This is a genomic window from Tropicimonas isoalkanivorans, assembly GCF_900112335.1.
Classification (GTDB): domain Bacteria; phylum Pseudomonadota; class Alphaproteobacteria; order Rhodobacterales; family Rhodobacteraceae; genus Tropicimonas; species Tropicimonas isoalkanivorans.
Map to the genome: position 1 here is coordinate 507,318 of NZ_FOLG01000001.1, position 16,041 is coordinate 523,358.

Sequence of the window (16,041 nt, forward strand, 5' to 3'; positions counted from 1 at the left end):
GCGGTTTTGAGACGCGTGCCGGTATGCGCTTGACCAACTCATGGGTGACCTGAGGAAGCGAGATCCCTATGCTCGTCTTGCCCGTCGCCGCAATGAGTCCCGATTCCACCCGGAAGGTCCATGCCCGCCCTGTGCCGCGATTGCCTCCACCTGTTCGATGCCGGTCACCGCTGCCCTGCCTGCCGCGGACCGCGGGTCGTGTCGCATCCGGAGTTGCTGAGCCTGAGCATCGCGCACATGGATTGCGACGCGTTCTACGCTTCGGTCGAGAAGCGGGACGACCCCAGTCTCGCGGACAAGCCGGTGATTGTGGGCGGCGGAAAGCGCGGTGTTGTCTCGACCGCCTGCTACATCGCGCGCACTTATGGCGTTCGCTCCGCAATGCCCATGTTCCAAGCCTTGAAGCTCTGCCCGGAGGCCGTGGTGGTCAAGCCGCGCGGTGCCGCCTACATGGAGGCGTCGCGCGCGATCCGCGCAATGATGGAGGAGATGACGCCGGCCATCGAGCCGCTGTCGCTCGACGAGGCGTTTCTCGACCTCACCGGCACTGCGCGGCTCCACCACGCGCCGCCGGCAGTGATGTTGGCGCGCCTGGTCCGGCGGATGGAAACCGAGTTGGGCCTTTCGGGTTCTATCGGCCTGAGCCACAACAAGTTTCTTGCCAAGGTGGCGTCCGACCTCGACAAGCCGCGCGGGTTCGCGATGATCGGAAAGGCGGAGACGGCCGATTTCCTGCGTGATCGGCCGGTGCGGCTGATCTGGGGGGTCGGACAGGCGTATCAAGACTCACTCGACCGGGCTGGCATTCGCACTTTCGGCGACCTTCTTCGGTGGGACCGCAAGGATCTGCACGCGCGCTTCGGAAGTTCGGGTGACCGGCTCTGGCATCTTGCCCGCGGGGAAGACGCGCGCAGGGTACGGCGCAACGCGCCGGTCAAGTCGATCTCCAGCGAGACGACCTTCTTCAAGGACACCGGCGCGCACGACCTGCTCGACGGGCACCTATGGCGGTTGTCGGAAAAGGTCTCCGACCGGGCCAAGGCGAAGGGAATGGCCGGGCGCGTGGTGACGCTGAAACTGAAACGGGCGAACCACGCGGTTCTCACGCGGCGGCACGCATTGGACGACGCTACGCAGATCGCCGACCGGATCTATCGCACCGCACGCCCGCTGCTGGAACAGTCGGTGGACTGCGGGCCGTTCCGGCTGATCGGTGTCGGGATCTCGAACCTGGTCCCGGAGCATCAGGCAGATCTTTCGGGGGACCTGCTGGACCCGGCCGCTGAGCGCCGTGCCACCGCTGAGCGGGCCGCCGACCGGATACGGGCGCGTTTCGGACCCGATGCAATTCTCAAGGGCCGGGCCCTGCGCTGATCGGGTCGTCTGAACGCCCCATTTATCCCGATAGAGCATTGGCGCCTTGGGGGTCATTTGCGCCCCGGCTTCCACCTGTTGCAGGCCGCAGGCCTGCGTGGCCCAACGCCTTTGTCGGCCCGGCAGGGCCGAACGAAGGGGGCGGGAGACCTACCGGCGTCTATTACCGACCTTGGGTCTCCCGTGCGATCGGACTCATTTTCCCTTGAACAGACTTCCCAGGATTCCGCGAACGACAGCCTGTCCCGATTTCGTCCCGAGCTGACGCGCGAAACTCTTTGCGAAGGCCTCGCCAACGCTATCGGTTCGTGAGGACCGCCGCGCGGGCTTGGATGTAGAGCGGCCCACCCGCGTGCCGGAATACCTCCGGCCAGCCGAGTATTCCCGCTCGGCGGTCGAGGACTCTGCCTCGGATCGTTCCGCGTCGTCCGCCGCCCGGGCCGCTTCGGTCGCCTTGGCCAGAAGGATCTCGTGGGCGCTCTCTCGGTCCAGAAGGGTGTCGTACTTCCCCTCCACGGGAGACGTTCCCATGATCTGAGCGCGTACAGCCGGATCCAGCGGCCCGAGTTGGGAGGATGGAGGGCGGATCAACGTGCGCTGCGCCATCCCTGGAACGCCTTTCTTTTCGAGGAAAGACGTCACCGCTTCCCCGACACCCACCTCCCGGATCGCCTGCTCGATCTCGAAGGCGGGGTTGTCGCGATAGGTTTCGGCAGCCTGCTGGAGAGCCCTGCGGTCTCGCGCTGTAAACGCGCGCAGCGCGTGTTGCACGCGGTTGCCGAGTTGGCCAAGGATGTCCTCTGGCACGTCCGCCGGATTCTGCGTGCAGAAATAAACCCCGACGCCTTTCGACCGGATAAGCCGGGCCACCTGCTCCACCTTGTCCAGCAGCGCCTTGGGAGCATCGTCGAACAGCAGGTGTGCCTCGTCAAAGAAGAAGACGAGCTTAGGTTTCTCCGGATCGCCCACTTCCGGCAGCGTCTCGAACAGCTCGCTGAGAAGCCACAGAAGAAACGTGGCGTAGAGCCTCGGTGCGGCCATCAGCTGGTCGGCGGCCAAGATGTTCACCCGTCCTCGTCCGTCCTCATCGGTCAGGAACAGGTCGGCAAGCTCCAGTGCCGGCTCGCCAAAGAGCCCCGCCCCGCCCTCGTTTTCCAGTACCAGCAGGCGCCGTTGAATGGCCCCGATCGAGGCGGTGGAGACATTGCCGTAGCGCAGGGAGAGCGTGGCTCGGTTCTCCCCGACCCAGACCAGGAGGGATTGCAGGTCCTTCAGATCCAGCAGCGGCCAGCCTTCCTCGTCGGCCACCCGGAAGGCGATGTTGAGAATGCCCTCCTGCACCTCGCTCAGATCCAGAAGGCGGGAGAGGATGAGCGGGCCCATTTCCGCGACGGTCGTGCGCACGGGGTGCCCCTGCGCGCCGAACAGGTCCCAGAACGTTACCGGGAAGGCCCTGTAGGCATAGTCGCTCAACCCGATCGTGGCCGCCCGCTCCGTGAAGGGCGCATGGGTCCCGGCCTCCGCCGAGCCCGCCGCGGCCAAGCCGCTCAGGTCGCCTTTCACATCGGCGAGGAACACCGGCACCCCGGCGGCCGAAAACCCTTCGGCAAGGACTTGAAGCGTCACCGTCTTGCCGGTGCCCGTGGCCCCCGCGATGAGCCCGTGCCGATTGCTATAGCGCAGGAGCAGTTCCTCCGGCAGGACATAGTCCTCGCCGCATCCGCCCACGAATATCCGCTCCATCGCTGCCGTCCCTCCTGGAAACTATCCGGCGAATAGCCTGCCTATGACAGGATGTGCCAGAAAGGACGGCACCGCGCCAGTCCGGCAACGACTTGGATCGGAAGCCATTTTGCCCCTTTCAGGGCATCCCTGCGGCACCCGCCCTTCCATCAACGCGGCTCATGGGTGCGATCAGCAAACAAAATGACTCCGACACCGATTTTGCCTGTTGACCCCTATTTCCAATGGACATAGCGTCTCACGCGTCAAGTCGGCCCGTCCGACAGGGAGCAAAGAATGGCGCGCAAAGCGTCCGGGGGTATCCCCCGAGAAAAGGGTCCGACCGGACCCTTTTTTCGCCGTTGAAAAACCACGCCCAGCATCCGAAGCGTCGCCTGCGCGGGGCCTTCGGCAAGGTCTCGCGCCCTTCCCTTGCGCTGGCGCGCCTCACCACATTGGGACCTGACAGTTTGCGCTGCCCGTGATAAATGCAGCGGCAAAACGACCGCAAAAAATCAACCTCGAGCCGTAAAGCGATCTTTCAGATATGACCAAGAGACTTCATACCCGCCTGCCCTCTCTGGCCCTTGCCGCCTTGCTGGCCGCCACGCCGGTCTTCGCACAGGAGACTGCGGCGCCTGAGCAGCCGTCCGAGCCTGCGACCGCCGAGGCGACGGAAGGTGGGTCCGGCGACGGCCTGAACATGGGTACGCCGGTCGGCGAGAATGGGTCGCAACAGGATACGATCGGCTCGACCTACATCGAGGACGTCTCCGGCGACTGGGAGATTCATTGCGTTCGAACCCAGTTGGACGCCGATCCCTGTGCGCTGCACCAGATGCTGCGGGACGAATCCGACAACCCGGTGGCGACGATCGAAATGGTGAACCTGCCCGCTGGCCGGCAGGCCGTGGCCGGGGCGACCATCGTGACGCCGCTCGAAACGCTGCTGACCGAACAGATCACGCTCTCCGTGGACGGAAACGGCGGGCGCGCCTACCCGTTTAACTTCTGCACCCAACGTGGCTGCGTTTCCCGGGTTGGTTTCGCGCAAGCCGATGTCGACCGGTTCAAACGCGGGAATGCGGCTCAACTCAGCATCGTGCCGATGGTTGCTCCGGATCAGAAGGTCGCGCTGACGATTTCGCTCAACGGCTTCACCGCCGGCTTTGACAAGATCAAGCAACTGAACGCCGCCAACGAAGCCGCCATCGCCAAGGCTGCGGCGGAGGCACCGGCTGAAGCACCGGCCGAAAGCGCCAACTGAGCCCCGGGAGGGCTGCCGTGTAAGTACTCTGAAATGCCGCCTCATCGAGGCGGCATTTTTTGCATCCGCTTTCCGAGTACAGCGTACGACTGCGCCGCTCTTTTGACATTGGCACCCGTGTTGCGTAGGCGGCCGAGCACACGAGCATTCTGCTGTGGGACGGCGGATGCTTAGAGCCCTACACCCGGCTCAGGACCAGCACGGCGTTCAGCCCGCCGAAGGCGAAGGCGTTGGACAACACCACTTCGACTTTCGCCTCCCGCGCGACGTTCGGAACCACGTCGAGCGCGCATTCCGGATCCGGCTCCTCGTAGCCGATGGTGGGCGCGATCACGCCTTCGCGGAGCGCGAGCGTGCAGGCGAGAAGCTCCACCGCGCCGGTGCCGCCGATCAGGTGACCGTGCATGGACTTGGTGGAGGAGATCATGAGGTCGTCTGCGTGATGGCCAAAGGCATCGGCGACCGCAGCGCATTCCGTCTTGTCGTTGGCAGCCGTCCCGGTGCCATGGGCGTTGATATAGCCAACCTGCTCCGGATTCACCCGCGCATCCTTGACCGCACCCGCAATGGTACGGGCCGCACCCTGCTTGGACGGCATGACGATGTCGGCAGCGTCGGAGGTCATCGCGAAACCGATCACTTCGGCCAGGATCTCCGCCCCGCGGGCACGCGCATGTTCGTACTCCTCGAAGACGAAGACCGCCGCCCCTTCGCCCTGAACCATGCCGTTCCGGTTGGCCGAGAACGGCCGGCAGGCGTCCTTGGACATCACCCGCAGGCCTTCCCACGCCTTGACCCCGCCGAAGCAGAGCATGGATTCCGACCCGCCGGTGATCATGACCTCGGCCATCCCGGACCGAATGATCTGGAACGCCTGCCCCATGGCATGGTTGGACGACGCGCAGGCGGTGGAGACGGTGAAGGTCGGCCCCTTGAGGTTGAACTCCATGGACACATGGCTCGCCGCAGCGTTGTTCATCAGCTTGGGCACGACGAACGGGTGCACGCGGTTCTTTCCGTCCTCGTAGACGGTGCGGTAATTCTCATCGAGCGTGTTCATCCCGCCGCCGGAGTTCCCAAGCACGACGCCGGTGCGAGTGGCCAGGTCGCCGATGAAGTTCAGGCCGGCCTGGGCTATGGCCTCACGGGCCGACAACAGCGTGAACTGGGTAAACCGGTCATAGAGCAGGATCTGCTGGCGGTTGAAGACGGTTTCGGGATCATAGCCCTTCACCTGACCGCCGATCTGGATGGCCAGTCGGTCGACGTCGCGCATCTCGAGAGGGCCGATGCCGCACCGCCCCTCGCGCATCGCCTCCCAGGTCTCGGAAACGTTCGTTCCCAGGGCGTTGATGGTGCCCTGGCCGGTAATGACGACGCGCTTCACGAGGCGGACTGCTCCGCGACCAGCCCCCTCACGGCGGCAATGATGGACTCGACCGACGAAATGTCGAACTCGCTTTTTTCGGGTTCGTTGGCGTTGAAGGGAACGGAAATATCGAACGCTTCCTCGATTGCGAAGATGCTTTCAACCAGCCCGAGGCTGTCGATGCCGAGGTCTTCCAGGGTGGCGTCCATATTGACGTCAGACGGCTCGAGCACGGCCTGTTCGGCGATGATCGCGATCACCTTGTCCTTGATGTCGTCGGACATGCTGCTCACTCCCCTGCTCTCTTTGAGCGGCACATTTAGTCGCTGCCGTCTGCCTTGGAAAGGACCTTTCGCACCTCTGCAACCTCGCGGAAAAGCCGTGGCAGGCGGCGCAGCGCCTTGTAGCCTTCCACGTGGGTGGACATCTTCACGGCCGGGTATCCTGCCATCACGCGCCCCGACGGAACGTTGGAAATCACCTTGGTGGCGGCGGTGATGACCACGTCCGAGCCGATCGTGATGTTGTCAGCCACCCCCGCCTGACCGGCCAGCACCACGCGGTCGCCGATGACGGTGGAGCCGGCGACACCGGAAAGACCGCACAACAAGCAATCTTCCCCGACGATCACGTTGTGGCCGATCATCACAAGGTTGTCGATCTTGGTACCCCGGCCGATGCGGGTGGCGCGGATGGTGCCTGCGTCGATCGTGGCATTGCTGCCAACCTCGACGTCGTCGCCGATTTCGACGCCGCCCAAGGAGTGGATCTTTACCCATTCGTTTCGGGTCGTCGCAACCTCGTCGCCCATCGCATCGCGCGCCTGCTCCATCCCGCTGGCTTGCGGCGTTACGAAAGAGAAGCCGTCTCCACCGATCGACGCCCCCGGCTGGCAGGTGAAGAGATCGCCGATGCGCACGTTCCGTCCGATCCGGGCGCCGGCGTGGATCACGGCGTCCGCGCCGATGGTCGTGTTGTCGGCGATGCTGACATGCGCGGCGATCCGGGCCCGCGGCCCGATCGACACCCCTCGCCCGATCACCACGAAGGGGCCAACGGCGGCGCCGATGCCGATGGTCGCGGAGTCATCCACAACGGCCGTGGGGTGGATACCGGGTGCGATTCCGGGGCCAGAGTCCAGGAGCGCAGTCAGGCCCGAGAGCGCGTATCGCGGCCTGTCGATCAAAATCGCCGCCTCCAGACCAAGAGCGGCCCAATCCGCGTCGGCCCAGAGCACGGCTGCCCGTGCGGAGCCGTCCTTCAGGCGCTCGGCATAGGCCGGCGCCATCGCGATTGCTATTGCATCCGGCCCAGCGTCCGCGGGCTCCGATGCGTGGGAAATTTCGAGTGTCAGATCGCCCACGGCGCGTGCACCGAGCGCCTCGGCAATCTGTTCAATGGTGAAGCGCATGGGTCTGGTCCTGCTCTGGCCCGTGGGCCTCACACTTAGAGTACGGCGGGGCGCAACCGCAACCTTGGAAAGGCTCCTGTGCGGAGCCTTCCCTGCCCTTGCGCGAAGCCTAGCTCCCGGCGGCACCCAGCTTGACGCCGGCGCGCTGCATCGCGTCCCAGATCCGAGCGTCGCGGCCATAAATGTCCGGCCGATAGTTGATCCGCCCCTTCGCGGGAACGAACGCGGTGCGGTATTGCAAGTGCACCGGCACCGGCTGCTCCAGGTTCAGACGCGACTCCGACCCGCCGTTCAGCTTCGACTGGAAGAGGCCAACCGGGTCGTTGGTCTGCGGCTCCAGCAATGCGTGAGCAAAGTCGAAGGGGTCGGCCACGCGCACGCACCCATGAGAGAACGCACGCTGGTCACGCTCGAACAAACTCTTGGACGGCGTATCGTGCAGGTAGATGTTGTACCGGTTGGGGAACATGAACTTCACTTGCCCGAGCGCATTGCCCTGCGACGGCGGCTGCTTCAGCCGGTAGGGAAAGGTCGCCGCGGTGTACTGCCGGAAGTTCACGCTGTTGCGGTTGATCGTGCGCCCCCGCGAGTCGACCACGCGGAGGTGGCTCACCGCATTGGGATTCTTCTGCAACTGCGGCAGGTATTCCTTGATGGTGATCGACCGCGGCACGTTCCACGTCGGGTTGATGACCATGAATTCCATCACGTCGGAAAATTCCGGCGTGCGCTGATCGGGCTGGTTCTTGCCCACGACGACACGTGTGGCAAAGGTCTCCTTGCCGTTGTCGATGATCCGGGCGGTGTATTCGGGGATGTTCACCTCGATATGGCGCTTCCCCTTGGGGATGTTGCTCCACCGCTCGCGTTCCATGGCGACGATCACCTGCGCCAACCGCTTCTCGGGGCCGACGTTGATCTCGCCCAGCGTCTCGGTCCCGGCCACGCCATCCGGCGCGAGACCGTGGTCAATCTGGAACTGTTGGACCGCCTTCTGCAACTTGCCGTCGTAGGACTGGCTGGCGGAACGGCCCATGTAGCCCATGGCGATAAGACGGTTGCGCAGGGCGACCACTGCCACACCGGACTCGCCGGGCTTCACCGCCCCGCTTCCCACCGTCGGGCCCCAGCCACCGTGCCGGAGCACTTTCTGAAGCCGCATCTTTTCAGCCATCAGGGCGTTGTACTGATGCGTCTTCGGCGGCAGAGCATTCATGAAGCCCGCCGGCGACGATTTCGAGAACGCCTGAAGCTGCAACAGCGGATCGCGGCGCGGCAACACGCGCACGATGCCGCCATCGATCTTGCTCGGGGTCATCGCGCCCGACTGGATGTCGGTGCTGAATTGCAGGAACATACGTGCGGCCAGAACCTCTGCCCGGCCGCGGTCGCGGGCCGACTTGGCGGACTGGAACGTGGCCTTCAACGCGTCCGGATCGTAACGACCGGACGGAAGGCCGTGGTCATCCGCAGTTGCCAATGCGTTGATCAGCGCTGAGCGCCGGCGGCCGTCGCGGGATCCGGTGAACAAGGGCTGGTAGTTGCGCATCCGGTAGAATGTCGCGACAGCCTCGTTGCCATACGCGGCCTCCGCGACCGCTTGCCGGAAGGCCATGTCCTGCGCCGCGGCCGGGCGCGCCAGGCCGGCCACACACGACAGTGCCAACGTGACCACCAGTGCCGGAAACGACAGGCGATTTATCGCGAAAGCCATTGCAAATCCTTCAATTTCTACTGCTCGAGCAACCTCAAGAGAGCTTTTCACGAGCGGACGCGGGCTGTCCATGCACAACGCCGTGGCACGCCCTCTCCGTCAGCCGGTGTGGCACACGGACGACGATGTGGCGCAAAGAACGCATGCCGCAATATTCAAGTGGACAGTTGCCGTTAATCCAATTTCAGCAGGTTTCTGCCTATTTTTCGCTCAAAGAGCCTGCGGCGCAATTTGCGCACTTGGAAGGAGAATCACTTTATGGCATCAAACTTCCACACCTGGGGATGAGGTGTGAACAGAGACCGCGAAAATGCGGACCGACGACAGGCAAACGGGACAGGCAATACCTATGACCGAACACGAACCCGCCCCCACGGGGCTCTCTAGGCGTGGCATTCTCCGTGCTTTTGCAGCAACTGCCGTAACCGCGGCACCGACCTTCGCCAGCGCGGCAGGGTTTCTGCGCGGTGCAGGCGATGTCCGCCGCGTAAAGATGTACAACGGCCGTACCGGCGAAAGCATGGATACGATCTACTGGATCGAAGGCGACTACATCAAAGACGCGCTCAAAGAAATCAATGCATTCATGCGTGATTGGCGGCGCAACGAGGTGAAGACGATCGACACTCGCACGATCGACATTCTGGCCGCGTCGCACAACCTGCTCGATACTTCCGAGCCGTACATGCTCCTTTCGGGCTACCGGTCGCCGGCGACCAACGCGATGCTTCGCTCCCGCTCGGGTGGCGTGGCGAAGAACTCCCTCCACATGAAGGGTCAAGCAGCCGACCTGCGGCTCGGGAATCGCTCCATTTACCAGATGGCCAAGGCGGCTCAGTCCTGTCAGGCCGGTGGGGTCGGGATCTACCGCGGCTCGAACTTCGTGCACATGGATTGCGGCGCCGTTCGCAGTTGGAAGGGCTGAGAACCGCCTGACGCGGTCACGTCCTGTCCCATAAACGTGTTTAGCCTCGGCACATTGTCGTCGGGGCTTTTCGTGTTTTCTCAAGGCGTTCGGTCTGCACGCGATTTTACGACGATTCTCCCACACGACTCACCGCACCTCGCCCACAGGACCCGGCGGGCAGTACACCGCCAAGGGCGAGATTCGATTCGCGTCTTGGGCCGGCGACTACGGTGAACATTCTCCATCCGACCGCCGAGATGGGAACCGCGTCCTAAGCAGATCCCGGCATCGCCGCAACTCAAGCCCTGATTTCGCCGATGAACGGTGAGTGCAGCCCCTGACCGCGACAGCCACCACTGCGCCGGACCCTGCGATTCGCGACACGCGAATCGCTGTCAGACAGATGGCGAGAAGATCGGTCAAACTCCCACCCTCAAGGGCGCTATGCCACGCTGCGGCGCATCCCGTGGTGCATGCCGCGAATCTCCTCCGTTAACCATACGCGGCGAAAACGAATGCTAACGAAAGGTTAACGGCCTACGTTCGGCCCATGAAACCGTTCGTGATCCTGTCCGTCCTCCTGCTCTGCGGCTGCGCTGCCACGCCCGACGTTCCGGTGGGCGTAACCTCGCGGGCGCCGAATACGACCTTTGACTGCATTGCCCCGCGCCTGGAACGACTGCCGGTGCGGTTCGAGACGGAGCGTACGCCGGACGGGTGGCGCATGGACGTCCAGATTTTTGCCGGACCGCCGTCCGGCTGGTACCACAACGGTCGGATAGAGCATTCCGGGCACCTGGTGGTCTACGCCCCGGACGGTGCGACCCGCGGGATCGGCGCCGGGCAGGCTGACAAGATCGCCCCGATCATCCGTCGGTGCAGCGGGGGGTAGCCTGCGCGCTCACAGCTGCCCCTCCTTCACCGCCTCCATCGCTACATAGGTGGAGGTGCTCGCCACATGCGGCAGGGCCGAGATTCGCTCTCCCAAGACGCGGCGGTATTGATCGATATCGGACGTGCGCACTTTCAGCAGGTAGTCGAAACTGCCCGCAATCATATGGCATTGCTCCACCTCCGGGACAGCTTGAACTGCGCGGTTGAAGGCCGTCAAAGCCCGCTCGCGGGTGTCACTCAACTTCACTTCCACGAAAGCGACGTGTGCAAGACCGAGTCGGATCGGATCGAGCAGCGCCTGATATCCGGTGATGACGCCCGCTGCCTCCAATCGTTTGAGCCGCGCCTGCGTGGGCGACTTCGAGAGACCGATACGCCGCGCAAGCTCCGTCACAGCGATGCGGCCCTGCGTCGAGACGATATTGAGAATTGCATGGTCGAAGGAATCGAGCGTGGGATCTGGACGGGGCACCACAGGAAACTCTCCCGTTGAGATGGTTCAATCCAACCCTATAGCCTATGATCAGATCAATTAAAGGCGGATCGCCTTCTCGCCCTCGAATATCGTTAATTCATTCCAACTCAAGGCCGGACCACATGCCCCAGACGCTCGACACCGCCCGTGCGCGCCTGCGCGCCCTCTACCTGCCAAATGAAACCGCCCGACTGGAGGAGATGACCGCCACGGCAGCGCTCTCAGACGCGGACCGGGGCAAGATCTGCGCCCGCGCCGCCGACTTGGTCACTGCGATCCGGCGTTCCGAGGACTCCGGCCTGATGGAGATGTTCCTCGCGGAATACGGGCTATCCACTGAAGAGGGCATCGCGTTGATGTGCTTGGCCGAAGCGCTGCTGCGTGTCCCCGATGCCGCCACGATCGACGCACTGATCGAAGACAAGATCGCGCCGTCGGACTGGAACATGCACCTGCGCAAGTCGGCGTCTTATCTCGTCAACGCCTCCACCTGGGGGCTGCTGCTGACCGGCAAGGTGCTCGACAGCGACCACCCCGGGCTGGCCGGCACGTTGCGGGGCGCCGTCCGCCGCCTGGGCGAGCCGGTGATCCGCACCGCCGTGGCCCAGGCCATGCGCCAGATGGGGAACCAGTTCGTGCTGGGCGAAAGCATCGAAGCGGCGCTCAAGCGCGCGTCCAAGCTGGAGGCGAAGGGCTACACCTACTCTTACGATATGCTGGGAGAGGCCGCGCGAACCGAGGCGGACGCCTTGCGCTACCACGCCGCCTACCTCACCGCGATCGACAAGATCGGACCGGCGGCCAAAACCGGGGACATCCGCGCCAACCCTGGAATTTCGGTGAAGCTCTCCGCCTTGCACCCACGGTTCGAGGTGAGCCAGCGCGACAGAGTGATGAAGGAACTTGTGCCGCGCGTCCGCGACCTCGCTCTCGCCTGCAAGCATGCCGACATGGGCCTCAACATCGACGCGGAGGAAGCCGACCGGCTGGAAATGACGCTCGACGTGTTCGAGGCAGTGGCCCGCGACCCGGCGCTTGCCGGATGGGACGGCTTCGGCACGGTGGTGCAAGCCTACGGCCCGCGAGCGGTCGCAGCGATCGACTGGATCGTCGCTCTGGCCGAAGAGCTCGACCGCCGCTTCACCGTCCGTCTGGTCAAGGGCGCCTACTGGGACACCGAGATCAAGCGCGCGCAGGTGATGGGCCTGGCAGGCTTCCCGGTTTTCACCCGCAAGCCGGTGACGGATGTCAGCTACATCGCCTGCGCCCGGAAGCTGCTCTCGTCGACCGACCGGATTTACCCGCAATTCGCCACCCACAACGCCCATTCCGCCGCAGCCATCCTGCACATGGCGCCAAACCGGGATTGCTTCGAATTCCAGCGCCTGCATGGCATGGGTGAACGCCTGCACCAGATCGTGAAGGACACCGAGGGCACCCGCTGCCGCATCTACGCCCCGGTCGGCGCCCACCGCGACCTGCTCGCCTATCTCGTCCGCCGGCTACTCGAGAACGGCGCGAACTCCTCCTTCGTGAACCAGATCGTCGATGAGACGGTGCCCGCCGAAGCGGTCGTCGCGGACCCGTTCGACGCCGCAAGGGCGGCCCTCGCCAGTTCCACGCCGGTCATCACACCTTCGGAGCTCTTCGGGGCGGCCCGACGCAACTCGCGCGGGTGGGACCTCTCGGAGCCGCAAGACTTAGCGGAGATCGACGCCGCCCGCGCCCCCCATCGGCATACGCAGTTCGTCGCGGCGCCCATTGTCGCGGGCACGGAGCAGACGGGGGACGGTGCCCCGGTGACAAACCCCGCCCACCCCGAGGACATCGTCGGCCACGTCACCGAGGCTACCCCTCAGGCGATAGCGGACGCCATGGCCGCAGCCGAGCCGTGGGCCGCCCCACCGGCCACCCGCGCCGCGGTCCTGAACCGCGCGGCGGACCTCTACGAGCAGGAGTTCGGTCTGTTCTTTGCCCTCGCGGCCCGGGAAGCCGGAAAGACCCTGCCCGACGCGGTGGGCGAGCTGCGCGAAGCCGTGGACTTCCTGCGCTACTACGCCGGTCAGATCGCAGCGCTGGACCGACCGGCACGCGGCACCTTCGCCTGCATCTCACCCTGGAACTTCCCTCTCGCGATCTTTACCGGCCAGATCGCCGCCGCGCTGGCCGCTGGCAACGCCGTCCTCGCCAAACCGGCGGAACAGACGCCCCTCATCGCCGCTGCCGCCGTACGCCTGCTGCACCAGGCCGGCGTCCCCGTCACCGCTCTTCAACTCCTGCCCGGTCGCGGCGAAACCGTTGGCGCCGCTCTGACGTCGGACCCGCGTATCGACGGCGTCTGTTTCACCGGCGGCACGGACACCGCGCGGATCATCCACCGCTCTATGGCGGAAAACCTGGCCCCCGATGCGCCGCTGATTGCAGAAACCGGCGGGCTCAACGCAATGATCGTTGACAGCACGGCGCTGCCGGAACAGGCGGTGCGGGACATTCTCGCCTCCGCCTTCCAAAGCGCAGGACAGCGGTGCTCCGCCCTGCGCTGCCTGTATGTGCAGGAGGACATCGCCGACGGCCTGCTGGAGATGCTTCGGGGCGCGATGAACTGCCTGCGTGCAGGCGATCCGTGGGACCTGTCCACCGACCTCGGCCCGGTGATCGACAGCGAGGCGCGCGAAACCATCGAGCGCCACGTTGCCCAAGCAAATGCCGACGGCCGCCTTCTCTGCCGCCTGCCTGTGCCCCGGCACGGGCTCTTCGCCGGCCCCGCGGTCATCCGCGTTCCCGGGATCGAGGCGTTGGAACGTGAGGTCTTCGGACCGGTCTTGCACGTGGCCACCTTCCGCGCCGAGGAGCTTGGCACGGTCATCGACCGGATCAATGCCACCGGCTACGGGCTGACGTTCGGCCTGCATACCCGGATCGACGACCGGGTGCAGACTGTGGTGGACCGCGTGACCGCAGGCAACATCTACGTCAACCGCAACCAGATCGGCGCCGTCGTCGGCTCCCAGCCCTTCGGGGGCGAGGGGCTTTCGGGAACGGGGCCGAAGGCGGGCGGTCCGGCCTACCTGCCCCGTTTCACCCGGCCCGAGGCCCCAACGGTCGCCCGATCGACGCCTGAACACAGCGCCGACCTGGCGACTGTTCAAAAAGCGATACATGCCGCACGGTCGCCCGCCCGCCCGATCTCGCGGCAGGAGATGCCCGGCCCCACCGGCGAGTCGAACCGCCTCTCCACCCTGCCCCGCAAACCGATCCTCTGCCTCGGCCCCGGCAAGGAGACCGCCACAGCGCAGGCAGCGGAGGTGGTAACCGCTGGCGCCGTACCCGTTGTCGTCGAGGGCCAGTTGGACGCGGCCGCCCTATCCAGCCTCGAGGGCTTCGGCGCCGTCATCTGGTGGGGCGAGGAGGACACGGCGCGCACCCTCCGCCAGGCACTCGCCAGCCGCGACGGCCCGATCCTGCCGCTTGTCACCGCCTCCGGCGAGACCACCTCGTTCCACCTCGAACGTCACGTCTGCGTCGATACCACCGCGTCTGGCGGAAACGCCGCACTGTTGGCGGCGGCGGCCCCCTAGCGCTCCCGCCCTCCGGGGCTTCTTGTGTCAAAAAATATCCTCGGGGGGAGCGCGGCCCAGCCGCGCGGGGGGGCAGACAGCCCCCCGCCTGCCGCGCCACACGCGCGCGGTCGTCGGTCTTGCACCGCCCCCGGCCCCATGGCAGGGAAGTGGCAGAAAGATCCGCAAAATGACGCTCCCCCCCTCCTCCCTTTGGCCGCGTATCGCCCTCGCAGCGGTGGTCGGCATCCTGTGCGGACTGATCGCGCGACGCATCGGCATGCCGCTGCCCTGGATGCTCGGCCCCATGCTGGGCTGCGGAATCGCCAGCCTGTCCGGCGCCCCGCTTCACGGACCAGCCGGTTTGCGGCTGGTCGTCATTCCGATCATCGGGGTGATGCTGGGGTCAGGCTTCCATCCAGAGATCCTTGGCCACATGGCCGCCTGGAGCGGCACCCTGCTGCTCCTGCCCGCGTTCCTCGCTGTCGCGACCTTCACGAGCTATACGTTCTACCGCCGAGTCGGCGGCTACGATCCGGTCAACGCCTTCTTCTGCGCGGCGCCCGGCGGGTTGAACGAGATGATTGCGCTCGGCGGCAGCGCCGGGGGAGACGAACGGCGCATCGCGCTCGCCCACGCCCTGCGGGTCTTCCTCACTATTTCGGCCATCGCCCTGTTCTATGCGCTGGTCCTCGGCATCCGCGCCAACCGCAGTCCCGGCACCTGGGTGGGCCTCGGCGACCTCGGTCTGGCAGACTGGGCAATCCTGAGTTTCTGCGCCGTCTTGGGAGCAGTCGGCGGCAAGCGGCTCCACCTGCCTGCGCCGCAACTTTTCGGCCCCGGGTTGCTCAGCGCGGCCGCGCACCTGACCGAGGTAGTGACTCTTCCGCCGCCGACCCTCCTCGTCGTCGCCAGCCAGATCACCATCGGGACCATCCTGGGGTGCCGCTTCGCCGGTGTCAGCTTGCGCGAAACGGGGCGGGACATGATCCTCGGCGTCGGTGCAACGCTGGCGCTTCTGGCAGTTACGGTGGCGTTCGCGGCGCTCCTCTTGCCGCTCGCTGGCACGCCGTTGGCGCAAGGCGTGCTGGCCTATTCTCCGGGCGGCCTGACGGAGATGTCGCTTCTGGCGCTCTCCATGGGGCAGGACGTGGCCTACGTCTCCTCCATGCATATCGCGCGGATCGTCCTTGTTCTTTTCGCGATGACGACGCTCTTCAGAATTATCGGAAAGCACCTGATCGCCGCCTCCCGCGGCAGGCCTAAGGACTCATAAAGTTTCAAATTGGCCACGAATGTGATACAGATCGTTTCGTAACGGTTTGTGTATTCCGCGAGTCGCCTTGCCTGG

The 16,041-nt window shown here is 65.1% G+C and carries 12 protein-coding genes; 6 read left to right on the forward strand and 6 right to left on the reverse strand.

Annotation, left to right across the window (positions count from 1 at the left end; all coding sequences use genetic code 11):
- Positions 1-120: 120 nt before the first annotated feature.
- Positions 121-1,374 carry a DNA polymerase IV gene (locus BM075_RS02330; protein WP_093359047.1) on the forward strand — a complete coding sequence of 418 codons (1,254 nt, stop codon included), beginning with the start codon at positions 121-123 and terminating at the stop codon, positions 1,372-1,374.
- Between the two features lie 195 nt (positions 1,375-1,569).
- Here BM075_RS02330 and BM075_RS02335 read toward each other — a convergent pair whose 3' ends face one another.
- Positions 1,570-3,117 carry a helicase HerA-like domain-containing protein gene (locus BM075_RS02335; RefSeq protein ID WP_093359048.1) on the reverse strand — a complete coding sequence of 516 codons (1,548 nt, stop codon included), beginning with the start codon at positions 3,115-3,117 and terminating at the stop codon, positions 1,570-1,572.
- 526 nt (positions 3,118-3,643) lie between these two features.
- Between BM075_RS02335 and BM075_RS02340 the strand changes: the two genes are divergently transcribed.
- Positions 3,644-4,363, forward strand: a complete 720-nt coding sequence (locus BM075_RS02340; RefSeq protein WP_093359049.1) for an invasion associated locus B family protein — start codon at positions 3,644-3,646, stop codon at positions 4,361-4,363.
- A 178-nt stretch (positions 4,364-4,541) separates the two neighbouring features.
- Here BM075_RS02340 and BM075_RS02345 read toward each other — a convergent pair whose 3' ends face one another.
- The 4 genes from BM075_RS02345 to BM075_RS02360 all read right to left on the reverse strand — a co-directional run bounded on the left by BM075_RS02345 (position 4,542) and on the right by BM075_RS02360 (position 8,857).
- Positions 4,542-5,750: a beta-ketoacyl-[acyl-carrier-protein] synthase family protein gene (locus BM075_RS02345; protein WP_093359050.1), complete on the reverse strand. Its 1,209-nt coding sequence runs from the start codon at positions 5,748-5,750 to the stop codon at positions 4,542-4,544.
- Positions 5,747-6,016 carry an acyl carrier protein gene (locus BM075_RS02350; protein ID WP_093359051.1) on the reverse strand — a complete coding sequence of 90 codons (270 nt, stop codon included), beginning with the start codon at positions 6,014-6,016 and terminating at the stop codon, positions 5,747-5,749. Before BM075_RS02350 ends, BM075_RS02345 begins: the two co-directional genes overlap by 4 nt.
- A 35-nt stretch (positions 6,017-6,051) precedes the next feature.
- Positions 6,052-7,143, reverse strand: a complete 1,092-nt coding sequence (gene lpxD, locus BM075_RS02355; protein WP_093359052.1) for a UDP-3-O-(3-hydroxymyristoyl)glucosamine N-acyltransferase — start codon at positions 7,141-7,143, stop codon at positions 6,052-6,054.
- A 109-nt stretch (positions 7,144-7,252) separates the two neighbouring features.
- Complete coding sequence (locus BM075_RS02360) at positions 7,253-8,857, reverse strand: L,D-transpeptidase family protein (RefSeq protein ID WP_093359053.1); 1,605 nt, start codon at positions 8,855-8,857, stop codon at positions 7,253-7,255.
- 349 nt (positions 8,858-9,206) lie between these two features.
- Between BM075_RS02360 and mepK the strand changes: the two genes are divergently transcribed.
- Positions 9,207-9,782: a peptidoglycan L,D-endopeptidase MepK gene (gene mepK, locus BM075_RS02365; RefSeq protein ID WP_093359054.1), complete on the forward strand. Its 576-nt coding sequence runs from the start codon at positions 9,207-9,209 to the stop codon at positions 9,780-9,782.
- A gap of 532 nt (positions 9,783-10,314) precedes the next feature.
- The gene (locus BM075_RS02370; RefSeq protein ID WP_093359055.1) at positions 10,315-10,656 is read left to right on the forward strand and encodes a hypothetical protein; all 342 of its coding nucleotides are present in this window, start codon (positions 10,315-10,317) and stop codon (positions 10,654-10,656) included.
- A gap of 9 nt (positions 10,657-10,665) precedes the next feature.
- On the opposite strand, the gene BM075_RS02375 is transcribed toward BM075_RS02370, so the two are convergent.
- Complete coding sequence (locus BM075_RS02375; protein WP_093359395.1) at positions 10,666-11,130, reverse strand: Lrp/AsnC family transcriptional regulator; 465 nt, start codon at positions 11,128-11,130, stop codon at positions 10,666-10,668.
- 125 nt (positions 11,131-11,255) lie between these two features.
- Between BM075_RS02375 and putA the strand changes: the two genes are divergently transcribed.
- Complete coding sequence (gene putA / locus BM075_RS02380; RefSeq protein ID WP_093359056.1) at positions 11,256-14,711, forward strand: bifunctional proline dehydrogenase/L-glutamate gamma-semialdehyde dehydrogenase PutA; 3,456 nt, start codon at positions 11,256-11,258, stop codon at positions 14,709-14,711.
- A gap of 169 nt (positions 14,712-14,880) precedes the next feature.
- Positions 14,881-15,966, forward strand: a complete 1,086-nt coding sequence (locus BM075_RS02385; protein ID WP_093359057.1) for an AbrB family transcriptional regulator — start codon at positions 14,881-14,883, stop codon at positions 15,964-15,966.
- The last annotated feature ends 75 nt before the right edge of the window (positions 15,967-16,041 follow it).

Bases quoted from the DNA above. Each gene is read 5' to 3' on its own strand.
- BM075_RS02330 (WP_093359047.1), top strand. From the start codon at position 121: ATGCCCGCCCTGTGCCGCGATTGCCTCCACCTGTTCGATGCCGGTCAC.
- BM075_RS02335 (WP_093359048.1), bottom strand. From the start codon at position 3,117: ATGGAGCGGATATTCGTGGGCGGATGCGGCGAGGACTATGTCCTGCCG.
- BM075_RS02340 (WP_093359049.1), top strand. From the start codon at position 3,644: ATGACCAAGAGACTTCATACCCGCCTGCCCTCTCTGGCCCTTGCCGCC.
- BM075_RS02350 (WP_093359051.1), bottom strand. From the start codon at position 6,016: ATGTCCGACGACATCAAGGACAAGGTGATCGCGATCATCGCCGAACAG.
- lpxD (WP_093359052.1), bottom strand. From the start codon at position 7,143: ATGCGCTTCACCATTGAACAGATTGCCGAGGCGCTCGGTGCACGCGCC.
- BM075_RS02360 (WP_093359053.1), bottom strand. From the start codon at position 8,857: ATGGCTTTCGCGATAAATCGCCTGTCGTTTCCGGCACTGGTGGTCACG.
- mepK (WP_093359054.1), top strand. From the start codon at position 9,207: ATGACCGAACACGAACCCGCCCCCACGGGGCTCTCTAGGCGTGGCATT.
- BM075_RS02370 (WP_093359055.1), top strand. From the start codon at position 10,315: ATGAAACCGTTCGTGATCCTGTCCGTCCTCCTGCTCTGCGGCTGCGCT.
- putA (WP_093359056.1), top strand. From the start codon at position 11,256: ATGCCCCAGACGCTCGACACCGCCCGTGCGCGCCTGCGCGCCCTCTAC.
- BM075_RS02385 (WP_093359057.1), top strand. From the start codon at position 14,881: ATGACGCTCCCCCCCTCCTCCCTTTGGCCGCGTATCGCCCTCGCAGCG.